The 19,252-nt window shown below is 49.0% G+C and carries 13 protein-coding genes; 9 read left to right on the forward strand and 4 right to left on the reverse strand.

The window, feature by feature from the left end:
- Window positions 1–284: 284 nt before the first annotated feature.
- The 4 genes from ppa to mgtE form a co-directional block, all read right to left on the reverse strand.
- Complete coding sequence (ppa, locus tag ACYSNS_RS10570) at window positions 285–815, reverse strand: inorganic diphosphatase (protein ID WP_461723125.1); 531 nt, start codon at window positions 813–815, stop codon at window positions 285–287.
- Between the two features lie 68 nt (window positions 816–883).
- Complete coding sequence (typA, locus tag ACYSNS_RS10575) at window positions 884–2,710, reverse strand: translational GTPase TypA (protein WP_461723126.1); 1,827 nt, start codon at window positions 2,708–2,710, stop codon at window positions 884–886.
- A 124-nt stretch (window positions 2,711–2,834) separates the two neighbouring features.
- Window positions 2,835–3,650, reverse strand: a complete 816-nt coding sequence (locus ACYSNS_RS10580; RefSeq protein WP_461723127.1) for an alpha/beta hydrolase — start codon at window positions 3,648–3,650, stop codon at window positions 2,835–2,837.
- Between the two features lie 223 nt (window positions 3,651–3,873).
- Window positions 3,874–5,253, reverse strand: coding sequence for a magnesium transporter (mgtE, locus tag ACYSNS_RS10585; RefSeq protein ID WP_461723128.1), 1,380 nt, complete (start codon window positions 5,251–5,253; stop codon window positions 3,874–3,876).
- A gap of 280 nt (window positions 5,254–5,533) precedes the next feature.
- Here mgtE and ACYSNS_RS10590 point away from each other — a divergent pair, with 280 nt between their 5' ends.
- The 9 genes from ACYSNS_RS10590 to ACYSNS_RS10630 all read left to right on the forward strand — a co-directional run bounded on the left by ACYSNS_RS10590 (window position 5,534) and on the right by ACYSNS_RS10630 (window position 19,232).
- The gene (locus ACYSNS_RS10590; protein ID WP_461723129.1) at window positions 5,534–7,048 is read left to right on the forward strand and encodes an ABC transporter substrate-binding protein; all 1,515 of its coding nucleotides are present in this window, start codon (window positions 5,534–5,536) and stop codon (window positions 7,046–7,048) included.
- Between the two features lie 196 nt (window positions 7,049–7,244).
- Window positions 7,245–8,711 (forward strand): ABC transporter substrate-binding protein, encoded by a 1,467-nt coding sequence (locus ACYSNS_RS10595; protein WP_461723238.1) that lies wholly within the window; start codon window positions 7,245–7,247, stop codon window positions 8,709–8,711.
- A 355-nt stretch (window positions 8,712–9,066) separates the two neighbouring features.
- Entirely contained in the window at window positions 9,067–9,873 is an 807-nt protein-coding gene (locus ACYSNS_RS10600) for a FadR/GntR family transcriptional regulator (RefSeq protein ID WP_461723239.1), read from the forward strand.
- Between the two features lie 117 nt (window positions 9,874–9,990).
- Window positions 9,991–11,502 (forward strand): ABC transporter substrate-binding protein, encoded by a 1,512-nt coding sequence (locus ACYSNS_RS10605; protein ID WP_461723130.1) that lies wholly within the window; start codon window positions 9,991–9,993, stop codon window positions 11,500–11,502.
- A 73-nt stretch (window positions 11,503–11,575) separates the two neighbouring features.
- On the forward strand, window positions 11,576–12,523 hold the full coding sequence (locus ACYSNS_RS10610; RefSeq protein WP_461723131.1) for an ABC transporter permease: 948 nt from the start codon (window positions 11,576–11,578) through the stop codon (window positions 12,521–12,523).
- Entirely contained in the window at window positions 12,520–13,395 is an 876-nt protein-coding gene (locus ACYSNS_RS10615; protein WP_461723132.1) for an ABC transporter permease, read from the forward strand. The genes ACYSNS_RS10610 and ACYSNS_RS10615 overlap by 4 nt, the downstream gene beginning before the upstream one ends.
- 17 nt (window positions 13,396–13,412) lie before the next feature.
- Window positions 13,413–15,197, forward strand: a complete 1,785-nt coding sequence (locus ACYSNS_RS10620) for a gamma-glutamyltransferase family protein (protein WP_461723133.1) — start codon at window positions 13,413–13,415, stop codon at window positions 15,195–15,197.
- Between the two features lie 82 nt (window positions 15,198–15,279).
- Window positions 15,280–17,118: an ABC transporter ATP-binding protein gene (locus ACYSNS_RS10625; protein WP_461723134.1), complete on the forward strand. Its 1,839-nt coding sequence runs from the start codon at window positions 15,280–15,282 to the stop codon at window positions 17,116–17,118.
- 89 nt (window positions 17,119–17,207) lie between these two features.
- Window positions 17,208–19,232 (forward strand): M3 family metallopeptidase, encoded by a 2,025-nt coding sequence (locus ACYSNS_RS10630; protein ID WP_461723135.1) that lies wholly within the window; start codon window positions 17,208–17,210, stop codon window positions 19,230–19,232.
- Window positions 19,233–19,252: the final 20 nt, after the last annotated feature.

A 19,252-nucleotide genomic window follows, 5' to 3' on the forward strand; every position in this document is an offset into this window, starting at 1 on the left:
TAAGCTTACATACTTTCGGATTCATCTCGTTTTTTTTCTTCGTTGATCAGTTTACTGCATGCGTCGCTGCTGTCAAATAAATGCTCTGTTTTTTCGCAAAGCGAACATCCATGGCCATGTGGCAGAGGTTTTGACGCAGCCGCTTTGGCTGTGTAAGCTTGACGAACAACGATGTTGAAGACATAGCACCATATAAAAATACCCGCTTGAAAAACAAGCGGGTATTTTACTATCCAATGGACCGTCTTGCGCTGAAAAAATCTTAATTGCGCATGAAGACGGGATCAGGTGCCTTTGCCGCGCTCAATCGCCTGCTTTACCAATTCACGCGCATAATCCTCATCGCGCCAGCCGCCGATTTTCACCCATTTACCGGGTTCCAAATCTTTGTAATGCTCGAAGAAATGTTCAATTTGCTTCAAGGTAATTTCAGGCATATCGGCATAATCATGAATATCAACATAACGCTGCGTCAGTTTAGGGGTCGGTACAGCAATGATTTTTTCGTCCTTGCCGCCGTCATCTTCCATGATAAGGGCACCGATTGGGCGACAATTGATAACACAACCGGGCACCAAAGGACGGGTATTACATACCAAAACATCGATCGGGTCGCCATCTTCCGACAAAGTATGCGGAACAAAGCCATAATTTCCGGGATAGGTCATTGGGGTATAAAGGAAGCGGTCTACAAAAAGTGCACCGGACTTCTTGTCCATTTCGTACTTTATCGGCTGTCCACCAACCGGCACTTCGATGATGACATTGACATCTTCCGGGGGATTTTTGCCGATGGGTATTGCATCAATATTCATATAGACATCCTTTCCAGAATAAAAATAGCCGGATACCAACAGGTATCCGGCATGATTGAGTTCGAAGATCAGGCAGCGCCTGTTGAACGTGATTTTTCAAAACGCTTACGCTCATTCGGATCGAGATAGAGCTTGCGCAAACGGATATTCTTTGGCGTAACTTCAACAAGCTCGTCATCCTGAATCCAGGACAATGCCCGCTCCAAAGTCATCTTGATGGGTGGTGTCAATTTTACAGCCTCATCCTTGCCTGCAGCACGAATATTGGTCAGCTTTTTACCCTTGAGAACGTTGACTTCCAAATCATTATCACGTGAATGGATGCCGATGATCATGCCTTGATAAACTTTTACACCGGCATCAATAACCATCGGGCCACGATCTTCAAGGTTGAACAATGCATAAGCCACGGCCTCACCGCTGTCGTTGGACGTCAAGACGCCGTTGACACGACCACCGATCTCACCCTTGTAGGGTTCATAAGCATGGAACAAGCGGTTCATAACAGCTGTGCCACGTGTATCGGTCAATAGCTCTGATTGATAGCCAATCAGACCACGTGTCGGAGCATAAAACACCATACGAACGCGATTGCCGCCGGAAGGACGCAACTCGATCATTTCCGCCTTACGTTCGGACATTTTTTGAACAACAGTACCGGAATATTCCTCGTCAACGTCGATAACGACTTCTTCGATCGGCTCCAATGTCGTTCCGTCTTCATTTTTTTGCATGACAACACGGGGACGTGAAACACTTAACTCGAAGCCTTCACGACGCATGTTTTCAATCAAGACGGCCAATTGCAATTCGCCGCGGCCGGAAACGTAGAAAGAATCCTTGTCGTTTGATTCTTCAATCTTTAGCGCGACATTGCCCTCGGCTTCTTTCAAAAGACGGTCACGGATAACACGACTTGTCACTTTGTCGCCTTCAGTACCGGCAAGCGGGCTGTCATTGACAAGGAAGCTCATTGTCACTGTCGGTGGATCAATCGGCTGTGCAACCAATGGTTCAGTAACGGCAGGGTCGCAGAATGTGTCGGCAACAGTGCCTTTTTGCAGGCCGGCAATGGCAACGATGTCGCCAGCTACGCCTTCTTCAATCGGCTGGCGTTCCAAACCGCGGAAGGCCAGAATTTTGGAAATACGGCCGTTTTCCAGAAGCTTGCCATCTTGCCCGAGAACTTTGACTGCTTGGTTTGGCTTGATCGAACCAGAATGGATACGACCAGTAATGATGCGGCCCAAAAACGGGTCGGCTTCAAGAATGGTGCCGATCATGCGGAAAGGGCCTTCGGCAACGGTCGGAGCCGGAACGTGGCGAATAACCAAATCAAACAGCGGTCCGAGCCCCTGATCTTTCGGGCCTTCTGGATTTTCAGCCATCCAGCCATCACGACCTGAACCATAAAGAATTGGAAAATCAAGCTGTTCATCGGTCGCATCAAGTGCTGCGAAAAGGTCAAATACCTCGTTGATGACTTCATCAGCACGAGCGTCTGGGCGGTCGATTTTGTTGATTGCAACGATAGGGCGCAAGCCTACTTTCAAGGCCTTGCCGACGACAAACTTTGTCTGTGGCATAGGGCCTTCAGCTGCGTCAACCAGCACAATTGCACCATCAACCATGTTGAGAATACGCTCGACTTCGCCACCGAAGTCAGCGTGTCCTGGTGTGTCGACGATGTTGATGCGTGTATCTTTCCACACAACCGAAGTTGCCTTGGCCAGAATGGTGATGCCGCGTTCTCTTTCAATATCGTTCGAGTCCATCATGCGCTCGCTGGTGCGCTGATTGTCGCGGAAGTTCCCTGATTGTTTGAGGAGGCCGTCGACGAGTGTTGTTTTGCCATGGTCAACGTGGGCAATGATGGCAATATTGCGCAATTGCATATATATCTTCTTTTCGTTCACTGAAATTTCGAAAAACGGCAAAACCTGTATGGTCACCGCAAATGGTTGCATGCCTCATACAGGTTTTTTGTCGTTTTTGGAAGAGGGTGTGTTTTTTTTTTGCCTATGACAGGAAAGCCCGCAAGACCGGATGGTTTTTATCGAGCACCTGTTCAACGATGCTGAGGTGATGACAGCCAGCCACAACTTCGTCGTGGATGGTCAGGTCAAACCCAGACCAGATATTTGCAAGAAGTCTTGTCTGGCGCACAAGTTCTGTGCGCTCCTCTCCGCCTACGATACACATGACATCTATATCATTGCGTGGTGTCAGTAAGGCTGCACTATGCGCCATGCAGTCGCCTTCACTGAGGTGCAGTTTTTCATTCATATCCGTTTTTGCGACGGGGCGAAGATCATAGAGGCCGGAGATACCCAGTAAGCGCTTGATGCGCTTTGCGGCGTTTTGATCCAATAGTTCATCGCCGCAGACCATTCGCGTGATCAGGTGGCCGCCGGCTGAATGCCCTATGAGATAGATTGGACCGTCAAATGTATCGGCGATGTGATTGACGGCTTTGGCGACAGAATGTGCGATCTTGGGAATTGTGACATCCGGACAAAGCGGATAGTTGACCGTGATACCTACAAATCCATGGGCCGTAAATGCCTGCATCATATGGGAATAAGATGACTTGTCGCCCGCTTTCCAATAGCCGCCATGTATGTAGATAGCAATGCCTTTTGCTTGCTCTTGCGGCAGAAAGACATCATAGGTTTCTTGCGGTTTTTGACCATACGATTGGTCGAGTTTTGCAAGGCCCTTAGCGGAAATCTCCTTGCGATATTTTGCGGCCTTTTCGGCCCAATCAGCCATGATTTTATCCACATCCGGAATGTGGATAAGATTGTCATAGGCATAGCTCCAATCGCGCATCATTTTTTCAAATCCTTTTTCTTAGATCAGCGGCGCGTTATCATGCATTTCACCCAGCCTATTGCGTTCTTTGTATAGATTTTAATATCTGGGAACGTTGCACATGCGCGCAAAACCTTGAACCTTAGCGCGTCTATGTGCGGTACACGGTCGCTTCAAGGTGTTAATTATGCGCTTGAGGATTTCTTTTCCAATCATATTGAAGTGAGATGCTAACCATAATGTGTCAGAGCAGTGTTCCACTTAAAATCAGAGCGGCGACGGAAAAATAGATGACAATACCGGTCACATCGACAAGTGTTGCAACAAATGGCGCCGAAGCACTTGCCGGATCAAACCCCAGACGTTTCAGCAAGAAAGGCAACATCGAGCCTGTAAGCGAGCCGAAGGTGACGATTCCGACGAGAGCAGCGCCCACGGTGGCGGCAACAAGAATCCAATGTTCGCCGTAATCATAAATACCGGCTTGTTGCCAAATGATAATTCGCACGATACCGATCAGACCCAGCATGGCACCCAATGACAAGCCTGCCGGAAGTTCACGCAGTGCAACCTTCCACCAGTCCTTCAACTCAAGCTCGCGCAATGCCAAGGCACGGATGATGAGCGATGTCGCCTGAGAACCCGAATTGCCGCCCGAACTCATAATCAGCGGGATAAACAAGGTGAGAACAATTGCTTTTTCCAGTTCTTCTTCAAAATGCTGCATGGCACTGGCTGTCAACATTTCGCCTAAAAACAACACAGCCAGCCAGCCGCCGCGTTTTTTCATCATATCCCAGAAGCCGATTTTCATGTAAGGCTTATCAAGCGCCTCCATACCACCGAATTTGTAAGCGTCTTCGCTCATTTCTTCGGTCATCGCGTCAAGCACGTCATCTACGGTAACAATGCCGATCACATGGTTGCTTTCATCGACAACCGGAACGGATAGCAAGTCATGACGACGGAATAGGCGTGCAACGTCTTCCTGGTCTGTTAAAGGCGAGATCGTAATTGGCTCGCCGCTCTTTGCGGCCTCTAGTATAGTTTCGTCGGGATTTGCCAGAATGAGATTTCGTAGAGAAACCGCTTTGATCAAAACGCTGGTTTTCGCGTCAATGACATAGCTTGCATAAACGGTTTCGCGGGTGCGCTCGACATCACGGATATGATCCAATGTCTGGCGAACGGTCCAGGTTGAAGGTACGGCAATGAACTCTGTTGTCATCAGTGCGCCGGCGCTGTCTTCCGGGTAGCTTGATAGTTTTTTTAATTCTGCGCGTGTCAATGGTTTCAGCAAAGGATAAAGCTTGGTACGCGTATCCTCGTCCATTTCCTGAAAAACATCGGCTGCCTCATCCGCCGACATGCCATCGAGGATGACAACCGCGCGTTCAGTCGGCAGCAGCTCGAGAATTTCGCCCGGATGTTCCAATTCCGGTTTATCAAAGAGTTCAATTGCGTAATCAATCGGCAGGAACGTAAAAACATTAACACGCTCAACAATGTCGAGGTCGTTGATCATGTCGATAGCGTCGGCAAAATGCAGACTGCTCAAGCGCTCGGCAAGCGCCTCAGCAGACAGCGTTTTGACATCAAAGACTGAGGGTGTCTGTTCGGTCATCATCAAGCTCCTTACGGATGGTTTGTGATCTTGTATTAAACCTGTCTTGTTACAGGCGAAATAAACAGTGAAAGTCTATGGGAAGGCATAGTGTTATGCTGTTGTTTCAATTGTTGTGTTTGCGTTCAAAGTCAAGCATTGAATAACAAGCCGGTATCTTTCTTTTACGTCAGAAAACTTTTTTCTGTCGACTGTGTCTCTTTTAGGCGTGCTTGACTTAACTGTCGCTGAAATATTTGTTAGGCTTGCATATTGTTTGTACATGTTTTCTCGGGGAGGGATGCCGATGTTGAAATCCATACTGTCCGCTTGCGTCATATCGGTCGGTTTAGCCTTGCCGGCATTGGGCAGCGAAATAAAGATTGGCTTGCAGGACGATATCGATGTGCTTGATCCTGCGCAGTCTCGTGCATTTGTCAGCAGAATTGTCTATGCATCCCTTTGCGACAAGCTTGTCGATATTTCCCCTGATCTCAAACTTGTGCCGAAACTCGCATTGGATTGGCACTACGATGAGGATGGAAAAGTCCTGACGATGAATTTGCGTCAGGGTGTGGTTTTCCATGACGGAACCGGGTTCAATGCTGATGCCGTGGTTTATAATATCAAACGTGCTATGACCATGCCGCAATCTATCCGCAAAAGTGAATTGTCATCAGTCGAAAATGTTGAGGCTCTAGGGCCAAATACGGTAAAGATCACGTTGAAAAAGCGCGATTCTGCATTTATAGCGCAATTGGCCGATTATTCCGGCATGATGGTTTCGCCGACCGCGGCTGAAAAACTAGGGGCGGATTTGGCACGGGCGCCGGTTTGTGCAGGACCGTTCAAATTTGTTGAACGGGTTGCTCAAGACCGCATTGTGTTGGCAAAATTCGATCGATACTGGGATGCTGCCAATATCCATTTCGATAAGGTCACCTATCTTCCTATTCCCGATGCCGCAGTCCGTTTTGCCAATCTCCGCTCCGGTGATCTTGATATGATTGAACGCATCGCGCCGACCGATTATCAAACGGCAAAAAATGATAGCAAGCTGCAAACCAGTACAGTCGTCAGTCTAGGCTGGTTCGGGCTTTACTTCAATGTTGGCAATGGAAGCCGCGCCGATAATCCCGTGGGAAAAGAAAAACTTCTACGTCAGGCATTTTCTCTTGCTATTGATCGGGAAGTATTACGTGATGTTGTTTACGAAGGCGTTATCCGCGTGGGCAATCAACCTTGGTCGCCTGAAAGCTATTGGTATAATAAAGATTATCCCGTACAGCCTCGTAATATCGAAAAGGCGAAAGAACTGATTAAGCAGGCGGGTTTTGGGGGCAAGCGTATTCCCATCGAGATCATCCATGCCAATGCAACTGTGACGATGCAGGCAATGCAGGTCATCCAGTCCATGGTGGCGGAAGCAGGATTTGACGTGTCGCTCCGCGCTACGGAGTTTGCCTCCCTGATATCGGAAATGTCGCAAGGCAACTATCAGTTGGCACGGTTGGATTGGTCGGGTCGCATTGATCCCGATGCCAATATCCACCTGTTTTTAACCTGCAAGGGCGGTAATAACGATACACGTTATTGCAATCCTCAAGTCGACCAACTGCTTGATCATGCCCGCAGCGTCATGGAACCTGAAGAACGTAAGAAGGACTATGATGCGGCCGTTGCCATTATAATGGATGATGCACCGATGATCTATCTTGGACACAATTCATGGCTTTACGCTTATCAAAAAAATATAAATGGTTTCAAAGCCTATCCCGACGGTATTATCCGGTTGTCAGGCGTAGAAAAACAATAATCCGATCGTGTAATCCTGTGAAATTGTCAGGGACGGTAGCATTATAATATGAAATGCAGGCTCGAGCGCCTATGAAGAGGTACGAATGAAACATTACAGAATATTTTCAGCTCCCAAACAGGCTCTGATCTATCTCATAGGGAGGCACTGGAGGGCGCGGAGTGTTCGTGCGGCTCTCATTGGCCTCGGCCTCACCATGGTCGCGCAGGCGGGAGCATCGGAATTGCGCATCGCTTTACAGGATGACCCTGATGTGCTTGATCCTGCTATGTCAAAGACATTTGTCGGCCGTCTCGTTTATACGGCAATGTGTGATAAACTGGTCGACATATCCAAGGATATGGCGATTGTGCCGCAACTTGCAAAAAGCTGGGCCTATTCCGACGACGGTCTGGTGTTGAAAATGACGTTGCGGGACGATGTGAAGTTTCACGATGGCACGCCTTTTAACGCCGATGCAGCCGTCTATTCCTTGCAACGTGCAATGACTTTGCCTGAATCGGCACGCAAAAGCGAACTATCTTCTGTCGCCAGCGTAGAGGCTACTGGCCCGTTTGAACTGACCATCCATATGAAGCATCCCGATGCTGCCTTTCTGGCACAGCTTACCGACCGCGCCGGTATGATGGTGTCGCCTAAGGCTGCGCGTGAAATGGGCAGCGATTTCGGCTTGAAGCCTGTTTGTGCCGGCGCATTTCGTTTTGTCGAACGTGTCGCGCAGGATCGGATTGTTTTGGAGAAATTCGACGATTATTGGAACCGCGATGCTATCAAGTTAGAGCGTCTGACATTTCTGCCTATTGCCGATACAACGGTACGTTTTGCCAATCTGCGTGCTGGTAGTGTGGACATGATTGATCGTTTGTCAGCAACGGATCTAGCACAGGCTAAACAAGATCAGAACCTTAAAACAGATATCATCACCGGCGTTGGTTACCTGAGCATGCATGTCAATATCGCCAATGGGCCACAAGCCGATACCCCCATCGGCAAGGATAAATTGCTGCGGCAAGCTTTTTCGCTGGCAATTGATCGCGAAGCTATCCGCGATGTTGTCTATGATGGCACAATGCTGGTTGGCAACCAGCCATGGTCGTCAGAAACGCTTTGGTTTGATCCGGCCTATCCCGTGCTTCCACGTGACATCGAAAAGGCAAAGCAACTCGTCAAACAGGCTGGTTATGAAGGCAAGCAGATTGATGTGCTCGTTTCTCACGCCAACAACCCCGTTGTTTCGCAGACCATGCAGATGATCCAAGCCATGGTCGCAGAAGCCGGCTTCAATGTCAGCCTGCGTTCCACGGAATATGCCACGCTTCTCGCTGAGGATACGAAAGGAAATTTTGAGGTATCTCGCGAGGATTGGAGCGGCCGGGTAGATCCCGATGGCAACATACACTGGTTCGTCAGCTGTAATGGCGGAAGTAATATCGGAAAATATTGCAACCCGGAGGTCGACCGACTGTTGGAGCTTGGGCGCCAAACGCTTGATCCTGCAGCCCGTATCAAAATCTATCACGATGCGACGTCCATCCTGATGGATGAAATGCCGGTTATTTACCTTGGACACCCAAGTTACATCTATGCCTATACCAACAAATTACATGGCTTCGTACCTTATCCCGATGGCATGATCAGATTTCCGGGTATGACTAAGGACTAGAGCGGTTCCCGATTGATGTGAAACATTAATCGGATAAGATACTGCGACAATTCAAAAGCTTTAGACGCGCCGGCCGGATAGCATCAGGTCAAAAAGCGCTCTGGAGTTATACAGCCAATTTTTGCATCCATGCCAAGCTCCCCGAGATTAGAACAATAAGGCATAGCCTCCATCATGCTCATCGTAAGCGGATGGAGGCTTTTTTGCTAAAGATTGATCTGTTTATCAAAACAAAACATAGTGAATGCCTTATTTTTGAGCATTTCATATTTTTGACTAATATTTAATTGACTCCCGGTCTTACTGAAGGCATCCTCTGACCAATTGCACATTGGTTGGGATCATTCGTTGAATGGTGGCATGTTTGAAAAGTCAGAATGCAGATCGTGCCCTGCTGCTTTTGCGGGAAGCGTTGCATGACAGAGCGTCGGTTGAGGCACAGCGTTTGCCGACCGAGCGCGTTTTGGCCGCCAGTCTTGGGCAAAGCCGTACGGCTATTCGTCGAGCACTTGATGTATTGGAAAAAGAGGGGCTCATTTGGCGTCGACAAGGGGCTGGGACGTTTCTTGGACCCAAACCGGACATTTGGGATAGGCAGATAACCCATTTGGTGGAAGAAACTGATTATCAAGAGGTTATGGAGGTACGGTTGCGCATTGAACCGCAACTGGCACAACTGGCGGCCTTGAGAGCTGACAATACAGCCATATCCCATATGCGCGATATGGCTGCACGTTTACAGGAATGCGAGACGACGCAGTCGAGAGAGTGGTACGATGGATTATTTCACCGCGCCATTGCCGAGGCAGCAGGCAACAGGCTTTTTCTTTCACTTTTTGATCTCGTAAATAAGGTGCGTCAGGATCCGGCTTGGCAAACGGTACGTGAGTTTGCGCGTCAATTTATGCCGGAAAAATCGCATTTATCCGGTAAGATTTTTTGCGAACATCGTGCCATCATAGATGCGATTGCAGACCATGACCCCGCTCGCGCAGGAGAGGCGATGCGAGAACATTTGCTACAATTGCAACAGATCCTGCTTCGTCAAACAGCCATGGATTATCTAGAGCAATTCCCGAAAAGTGTGAAACGCATCCGTGGGGAAAACGATTCACAGGATCGTTTTCTTAATCCCACTACTATCGGATATGAATTGCGATAAAACAGAGAGTTAGAGCAAACCATTGGTTCAACATTTAGTAGATTTGCTCTAAATCGCCACAATAGGGACTGACGTGAAAACAACGGCGCAAACAGCCGAACAAAAAAGGGGAAAATAATGCGACAATTACGGTTACTGATACTTATTATATTGCTTGGATTGAGCTTGGCGCCGGCAGGTGCAAAAGGATTGCGTATCGGGCTGCAGGATGATCCAGATGTTCTGGATCCGGCACAATCACGTACTCTAACCGGTCGTATCGTGTTTGCCGCTCTCTGCGATAAGCTCGTAGACATTTCACCTTCGCTTGATATCGTCCCGCAATTGGCGCAGTCGTGGCAGTATAGTGATGGGGGTACCATCCTCAAAATGCAGTTGCGTCATGATGTTAAGTTTCATGATGGTGAACCTTTCAACGCCGATGCGGTAGTTTACAATATCAAGCGCTCCATAAGTTTACCCGTATCTGTGCGCAAAAGTGAATTATCATCTGTCGCGGATGTTACATCAGACGGCGCATTTGAGGTTACTTTCAAACTCAAGCAACCGGATGCTTCTTTCCTCGCGCAGCTCACCGATCGTTCGGGTATGATGGTGTCACCTAAAGCCGCAGAGGCGATGGGGGCAGATTTTGGCCGCAAGCCAGTTTGTGCCGGGCCTTTCAAATTTTCAGAACGCGTTTCACAGGATCGGATTGTTCTGGAAAAATTTGACGACTATTGGGATAAGGATAAAATCTCTATCGATCGTGTCACGTATCTGCCTATTCCTGACAGTACAGTACGTTTTGCCAATTTGCGTTCTGGCAGTCTGGATATGATTGAGCGTATGGCAGCAACCGATGTGGCGAGTGTAAAGGGCGATAATGCGCTCGACGCAGAAAAGGCGGTTGGTCTTGGATATATGGGTCTGTATTTCAATATCGATAATGGCGCGCGTTCCAAGACGGCTATAAATTCCAACAAACTTGTGCGGCAGGCTTTTTCACTCTCCATTGATCGGGACATTATTCGTCAGGTGGTTTTCGAGGGTGGGATTGATATTGGCAATCAGCCATGGTCGGCGCATAGCAAATGGTATAATCCGCATTTTCCGGTGCAACCGCGTGATATAGACAAGGCTAAAGCGCTTTTGGAACAGGCAGGTGTTGCTGGTAAACCCATTGATGTCGAAATTACTCATTCCAACAGTTCTGTCGTCACACAAATGATGCAGATCATACAGTCAATGGCAGCTGAAGCTGGTTTCAGGGTCACCTTGCGGGCAACGGAATATGCGACATTGCTTGATCAGGGTGAGACCGGAAATTTTGAAGTTCTGGCAAAAGATTGGTCGGGCCGTATTGATCCGGATGGCAATATCCACTGGTTTATCACCTGCAATGGGGGCAACAATATCGGCCATTACTGCAATTCGGCGGTGGATGAACATCTTGATCAGGGCCGACGCCTGCTGGATGAACCCGCGCGGATAGCGGAATATAACGCCGCCTCAGATGTTTATATGGATGAGCTGCCGGTCATTTATCTTGGGCATACCGCCTATATTTTCGGCATAAGAAAAAATGTCGAAGGCTTTACACCTTACCCGGATGGTCTTATCCGTTTGCAGGGTGTCAGGATCAAATAGGCGGGTATAAATCGACAATGTATGACAGCAACAAACGGTTTGGAAGTCGGCTGAAACAGGAAAGGCTCGTCAGATGACTGCCTATATTGTAAAAAGACTTTTGGTGGCCATACCCACTTTATTGATTATTTCACTCTTTGTCTTTTCCTTGCAAAAGCTTCTTCCAGGCGATCCCGTTTTGGCATTGGCGGGTGAAGAGCGAGATCCCGCCACGCTGGAAATGTTGCGAGAACAATATCACCTGAATGATCCTTTTCTGGCGCAATATTTGCGTTGGTTAGGCGGAGCGGTTCAAGGCGATCTGGGTATTTCGCTGCGCACCAAGCAACCGGTTCTCGAACTCATTGCGCAGAAATTGCCGGTCACGATCCAGTTGGCCATCATGGCAATGTTTTTCGGCATGGTATTTGGAATTCCGATGGGCATTCTCGCCGCCGTGAAACGTAATCGGTGGCCGGACTATCTCACAAATTTTCTTGCCTTGACTGGCTTATCCATTCCAAATTTCTGGCTTGGTATCATGTTGATGATGGTTGTTGCGGGTACATGGCAGCTCTTGCCAGCTTCAGGCTACGAGCCCTTCTTTTCTGATCCGGTCCGGTCGCTGCAAACCACGATCATGCCGGCTTTCGTATTGGGGACAGGTCTTGCCGCTTCCATGATGCGGCATACACGTTCGGCGATGCTCGGTGTTTTAAAGTCAGACTATATCCGTACAGCACGCGCCAAGGGGCTGCCGGAAAAGCAAATTATCTGGGGGCATTCGTTCCGCAATGCCCTGTTGCCGGTTGTTACACTTTGCGCGCTGCTTTTCGGCGAACTGCTCGCCGGAGCCGTGCTGACAGAGCAGATCTTTACAATACCGGGTTTTGGAAAGTTGATTGTCGATGCAGTTTTCACCCGTGATTATGCGGTGGTGCAGGGTGTAGTAATGTGTACGGCGGTGGGCTTCATTCTCATCAATCTTGTGGCAGATGTTCTTTATGCCCTGCTAAATCCCCGCCTGAGGAACGCGCTATGACCGATGTGGCAACAGAAACGGCGGTTGATAAGCCAATACGTCAACGCAACCGTGTGTGGCGAAAATTCAAGCGGAATAAAGCGGCATTGGCTGGCGCATTCATCGTGGCATTTTTCGTTATACTGGCTTTGGTTGCACCACTTTTGCCACTTGCAGATCCACTGGCAAATAGCTGGACTGCCATTCGGAAAGCGCCTTCAATGGCTCATTGGCTCGGCACGGATGATCTCGGCCGTGATATTCTGTCTCGAATGGTGTGGGGCGCGCAGGCGTCACTTTTAGCGGGGATCATTTCGGTGGCCATAGCCACATGTACCGGCGTTCCTCTTGGTATATTGGCGGGTTATCTGGGTGGTTGGGTAGATCAGCTTATCTCACGTATTACTGATGCACTTTTGTCTCTGCCATTTCTGATTATGGCAATTGCTCTTGCCGCTTTCCTCGGACCCAGCCTGACCAATGCGATGATTGCTATCGGACTTTCTGCAATGCCGATTTTTATCCGTATAACACGCGGGCAAGTGCTGGCGGTTAAAATGGAAGATTATATTGAAGGCGCACGATCAATAGGATTGGGCAAAGTGATCATTATGCTAAGATATATTTTTCCAAACATATTGCCGCCTTTGATCGTACAGGCAAGTCTGACGATCGCTACTGCTATTATTGCCGAAGCCAGTCTTTCATTTTTGGGGCTCGGCCAGCAGCCGCCAGCACCAAGCTGGGGGTCCATGCTTAATGTTGCCAAGAATTTTATGACACAGGCACCATGGATGGCAATTTGGCCCGGGCTTGCAATCTTTCTTATCGTTATCGGTTTCAACCTATTGGGCGATGGTCTGCGCGATGCGCTTGATCCGCGTGAACACTAATTCGGGAAGGCATGACCATGTCAGATTTTACAACGCGACCGGAAATTTCTGGATATTTCGGTGTCGTCACTTCGACGCATTGGATAGCTTCCGCTGTCGGTATGAGTATATTGGAAAAGGGCGGCAATGCGTTTGATGCGGCGGTAGCGACTGGGTTTGTGCTGCAAGTTGTCGAACCGCACCTCAATGGTCCGGGTGGCGATTTGCCTGCTATTTTTTATTCGCGTAAAAACGATAAGGTTGAAGTCATCTGTGCTCAAGGACCCGCTCCAAAAGCAGCGACGATTGAGCATTACAGGCAAGAAGGTTTAAACCTCATTCCAGGTGACGGCCTATTGGCCACCGTTATTCCCGGTGCATTTGACGGCTGGATGTTGATGCTGCGTGATTATGGCACGATGAGCGTGCGTGATGTGCTGGAACCGGCGATTTTTTACCTTGAAAATGGTCATCCCATTTTGCCGCGGGTGGTCAATACCATTGCCGGTTTGGCAGATTTTTTCGAAAAAGAATGGCCGTCTTCCTATAAAACGTGGATGCCAAACGGGACATTGCCGCAGGCGGGCGGGAATTTTAAAAATCCTGTCCTCGCTGATACATGGAAAAGAATTGTTGCCGAAGCTGAAACAGCCAAAGGACGAGAAGCGGGGATTGAAGCTGCCCGTAATGCGTTTTATCGTGGTTTTGTCGCAGAAAGTATCGGCAAATATCTCGCACATGCGGAAGTGATGGATGCAAGCGGCCAGCGCCATAAAGGAGTAATTACAGCGCAGGATCTTGCAACTTACAGTGCCACTATTGAAGAACCGCAGACCTATGACTACCATGGCTGGACCGTTGCAAAGACCAAGCCATGGGGGCAGGGGCCGGTTCTTTTACAATCCTTGGCTCTACTCAAAGGCTTTGATTTTGCTCAGATGAATCCGCTCGGAGCAGAGTTTGTCCATACGGTAACCGAAGCCATGAAATTGGCCTATGCCGACCGCGAGATCTATTATGGCGATCCGGATTTTCACGAAGTGCCCATCGATACCTTGCTTTCTGAAGGTTACAACGATGAGCGACGTAAACTTATCGGCGATCAAGCATCGCTGGAACTTCGCCCGGGAAAGCTGCCAGGTTTTATCGATCAGTATGAGTTGACCGTGGCTATGCTGGACGAAATGAGTGGTTCCGGCGTTGTTTACGAACCAACCATGACGCATCTTTCCGAAAAGAAGGGTGATACCGTTCATATTGATGTTATTGACCGAGAGGGTAATATGGTCTCGGTCACCCCTTCGGGGGGCTGGCTGCAATCCTCACCTGTCATACCGGATCTCGGCTTTTGTTTGAACTCCCGTGCGCAGATGTTTTGGCTTCATCCCGGATTGCCAAGCTCTCTTGTGCCGGGAAAGCGACCGCGGACAACATTGACGCCCTCATTGGCACTATTTGAGGGGCGTCCATGCCTTTCTTTCGGCACACCGGGTGGAGATCAACAGGACCAATGGCAATTGTCTTTCTTCCTGCGCCATGTGCATTACGGCATGAATCTGCAGGCCGCTATAGACAAGCCACTATTCCATTCAACTCATTTTCCGGGATCGTTTTTTCCGCGCACGCGCAAGCCGGGAGGTCTGATGCTGGAGCGCAGTTTTGGCGACACGGTCATTTCAGACTTGAAACGCCGCGGCCATGTGCTGGACGTTGCCGATGAATGGACAGTAGGACGTTTGACCGCGGCCTCAAGAGACAAGGATGGTTTGCTCAAGGCAGCTGCAACGCCTCGAATGATGCAAGCCTATGCAATTGGTCGATGACGGACGTGGCGGTCTAGCACAATCAGGGCAACACAATAAAACCATTTCAAATTGTTTTGGATGAACCAAAGGGGATAAGATTGTGTCACAAGCAGTAGGTCGCAATTCGACAGAGCCTGTCTTATCTGTTCGAAACCTTACCACGTCTTTTATCGTCGATGATATCTGGAAATCGGTTGTGCGCAATATGTCGTTCAACGTTCATGCCGGTGAAACTGTAGCTATTGTTGGTGAATCAGGTTCGGGAAAAAGCGTAACCTCCCTTTCAATTATGCGGTTGCTCGATCCTTTATCCAGTCGGATAGAAGGGGTCGTCGATCTGTTGGGCCGCAATCTTCTAGCGTTGAATGAAAAGCAAATGCGCGACATTCGCGGCAACGATATGGCGATGATTTTCCAAGAGCCGATGACGTCACTTAATCCTGTCTACACGGTCGGGCGCCAGATTGCCGAGATCTTGCAGGTGCATAAACAGATGTCTGCAATGGAAGCGCGATCGCAAACAATCATGTTGATGGACAGGGTGCGTATACCGAATGCAGCAAACCGCTTCGATGATTATCCGCATCAATTTTCAGGCGGTATGCGTCAGCGTATCATGATTGCGATGGCTTTGGCCGCGCGCCCTAAATTACTCATAGCCGATGAACCGACCACTGCATTGGACGTGACAATCCAAGGGCAAATTCTGGATTTGATAAAAGAAATCCAGGAAGAAGAGGGTATGGGTGTATTATTCATCACCCACGATATGGGGGTGGTTGCAGAAATTGCCGATCGCACGGTTGTCATGTTTCGTGGCGACGCCATCGAAGAAGGTGCAACTGCAGATATCTTCGCCCATAGCAAGCAACCTTATACACGCTCGCTTTTAGCGGCGGTCCCTATGCTGGGTTCCATGAAAGGAAAAGCAGAACCGGAATATTTTCCGCAGGTTGACATGCATACCGGTGCCGTTTCGCAGGGCCGGATTGCAAAAAATACCGTTCATAGAGAAAAGCCGCCAATCTTATCGGTTAAAAATCTCGTCACACGGTTTCCCATCCGTAGCGGTATACTCAGTCGGGTAACGTCGCAAGTGCATGCGGTTGAGAATATCTCATTCGATGTTTTCGCGGGCGAAACCCTTTCTCTTGTCGGAGAGTCGGGATGCGGAAAGTCAACCACTGGACGCTCTGTCATTCGGTTGATAGAGCCGACCCGGGGTGAGGTGACACTTGATGGCTACAACGTGTTGCAACTTGGACAAAGAGAACTTCAAAAGATGCGTGAAAGTGCGCAAATGGTGTTTCAAGATCCATTTTCCAGCCTTAACCCGCGGATGACGGTGGGAGCGGCTGTCAAAGAGCCGTTGTTAACCCATGGGCTTGCGACGCGAAAGGATGCAACTGATAAAGCAGCACTGCTTTTGGAACAGGTTGGCTTGAATGCAGATATGATGACGCGCTATCCGCATGAGTTTTCCGGCGGTCAGCGTCAACGCATAGCAATTGCCCGTGTTCTGGGCTTAAATCCGAAAGTTGTTGTTGCCGATGAAAGCGTTTCAGCCCTTGATGTCTCGGTGAAAGCACAAGTGTGTAATCTGCTTATGCAGCTGCAGGAAGAATTTGGCATAGCCTATTTGTTCATATCGCACGATATGGCCGTGGTCGAGCGGCTCAGTCACCGTATTGCAGTAATGCGGTTAGGCCAAATCGTCGAGATAGGGCCGCGCGAGGCCATTTTCTCCAATCCTTCTCATGAATATACCAGAAAGCTCATTGAAGCTGTGCCCGTGCCCGATCCTTCACGTCGAGGTTTGCGCCGCAATGCGGCAATAGAGGAACTCAAAAGCCCGATCCGCCCAAATGGCTACGAGCCACCGGCGCAACATTACCGACAGGTGGGAGATCAGCATTTTGTGCTTGAGGCGGTTGAATAGAACTGGAATTCGGCAGCAGAATCACTACATCTCTTCTTTAATCAAGCTATGTTGAAACATGGCTGATACTGATCGGAGATATAAGCATTATGACGAAAATAGCCTTGCTGGACTGGACCGGTTTCGACGGACTTCCCGATTTTTCGGCGATTAAAGATGAAGATTTCAAGCCGGCATTTGAACAGGTTCTCCAGGATGCTGAAATCGAGGTGGAAGCAATTGCTGCGGCTCCGCAAACCGCAACTCTCGATAACTTCCTCAAGCCACTCGAATTGGCAGGACAAGGGTTAGACCGTGTCTGCTCGGTCTTTTTTCTGCGCTCGGGTGCCTATAGCAACGCGCTTATTCAAACATTGGAACAGGAATTTGTGCCAAAATTGTCGCGCTATTCTTCAAAATTGATGATGGATCCGCGGTTATTTGCTAAAATGGATACGCTCTATCAGGAAGCGCAAAAACAGGTTTTTGATAGCGAGACGAGCCGCGTTATTGAATTGGCTTGGAAAGGTTTTGTGCGCAATGGTGCCCGCCTGGATGATGAAGGCAAAGCACGTTTGGCGAAAATCAACGAACGTCTTGCCTTGCTTGGCGCAACCTTCGGGCAACATGTTTTGAAAGATGAAGCGGAATGGGTACTTTTTCTCAAAGAAGAAGATTTGGCCGGATTGCCTGCTGATCTGATTGCAACCATGAGGGAAACAGCATCTGAACGCGGCAAACCCGATTCTTACGCTCTAACACTTGCCCGCTCGATTGTGGAACCCTTTCTGACATTTTCCGACCGGCGCGACTTACGTGAAAAAGCTTTTGACGCTTGGTCAAGGCGCGGCGAGAATGATAACGAAAACGACAATAAGGCACTGATCAGCGAAACTCTGGCACTTCGTGATGAAAAAGCCAAGCTTCTTGGCTATGCATCTTTTGCAGCATTCAAACTTGATAGTACGATGGCGAAAACACCAGATGCCGTCATGGAGTTGCTGATGCCTGTCTGGACGCGCGCGGTCAAGAAGGCAGAACTTGAACAGCAAGATTTGCAGCAGGTTGTGGCCGCATCAGGCAGCAATGAAGCGTTGGCGGCTTGGGATTGGCGTTATTATGCAGAGAAGTTGCGTGCCGACCGTTTTGCATTTGATGAGGCTGAAGTTAAACCCTATTTCCAGCTTGATCGGATGATAGAAGCGGCGTTTGCTACGGCAACGCGGTTATTCGGCATAACATTTTCGGAGAAAACCGGCGTACCGCTTTGGCATGAGGACGCGCGTTTATTCGAAGTCAAAAATGTCGATGGAACGTTACGCGGCTTGTTCATTGGCGATTATTTTGCTCGCCCGTCAAAACGGTCAGGTGCTTGGATGAGTGCGCTGCAATCGCAACATGGACTGGGCGATGGGCAAAAGCCTATCATTTATAATGTATGCAATTTCGCCAAACCGCCCAAGGGCGTTCCCGCGCTTCTATCCCTTGATGATGCCCGTACGCTTTTTCATGAATTTGGCCATGCTTTGCATGGGTTGCTTTCCGATGTTAGATGGCCTTCTATTTCTGGTACATCAGTATCGCGAGATTTCGTCGAGCTTCCGTCGCAATTATACGAACATTGGTTGACTGTTCCCGAAACCTTGCAAACATTTGCGCTGCATGTCGAGACAGGAAAGCCGATGCCGCAGTCTCTATTGGATAAAGTGCTTGCAGCCCGCACCTTCAATGCTGGTTTTGATGCGGTGGAATTTACCTCCTCTGCCTTATTGGATATGGCCTTCCATCGTGGGGAAACCATAGACGATCCGACAGCATTCGAGAAATCCGAATTGGAAAAACTGCACATGCCTGAAGCAATCATCATGCGCCATCGTCCAACGCATTTCACGCATGTCTTTTCGGGCGATGGTTACTCTGCCGGCTATTATTCCTATATGTGGTCGGAAGTTCTCGATGCCGATGCATTTGAAGCTTTTACCGAAACAGGAAATGCGTTCGACGAAAACATGGCGCAGCGGTTGAAAGATAATATCTATTCTGCCGGTGGTAGCCGTGATCCAGAACAGCTTTATCAAGCCTTCAGGGGACGTATGCCATCGCCTGATGCGATGATGAGAAAACGCGGCTTATAAATATTCGATCAAATGCCACC

This window comes from Bartonella sp. LJL80 (assembly GCF_054871565.1).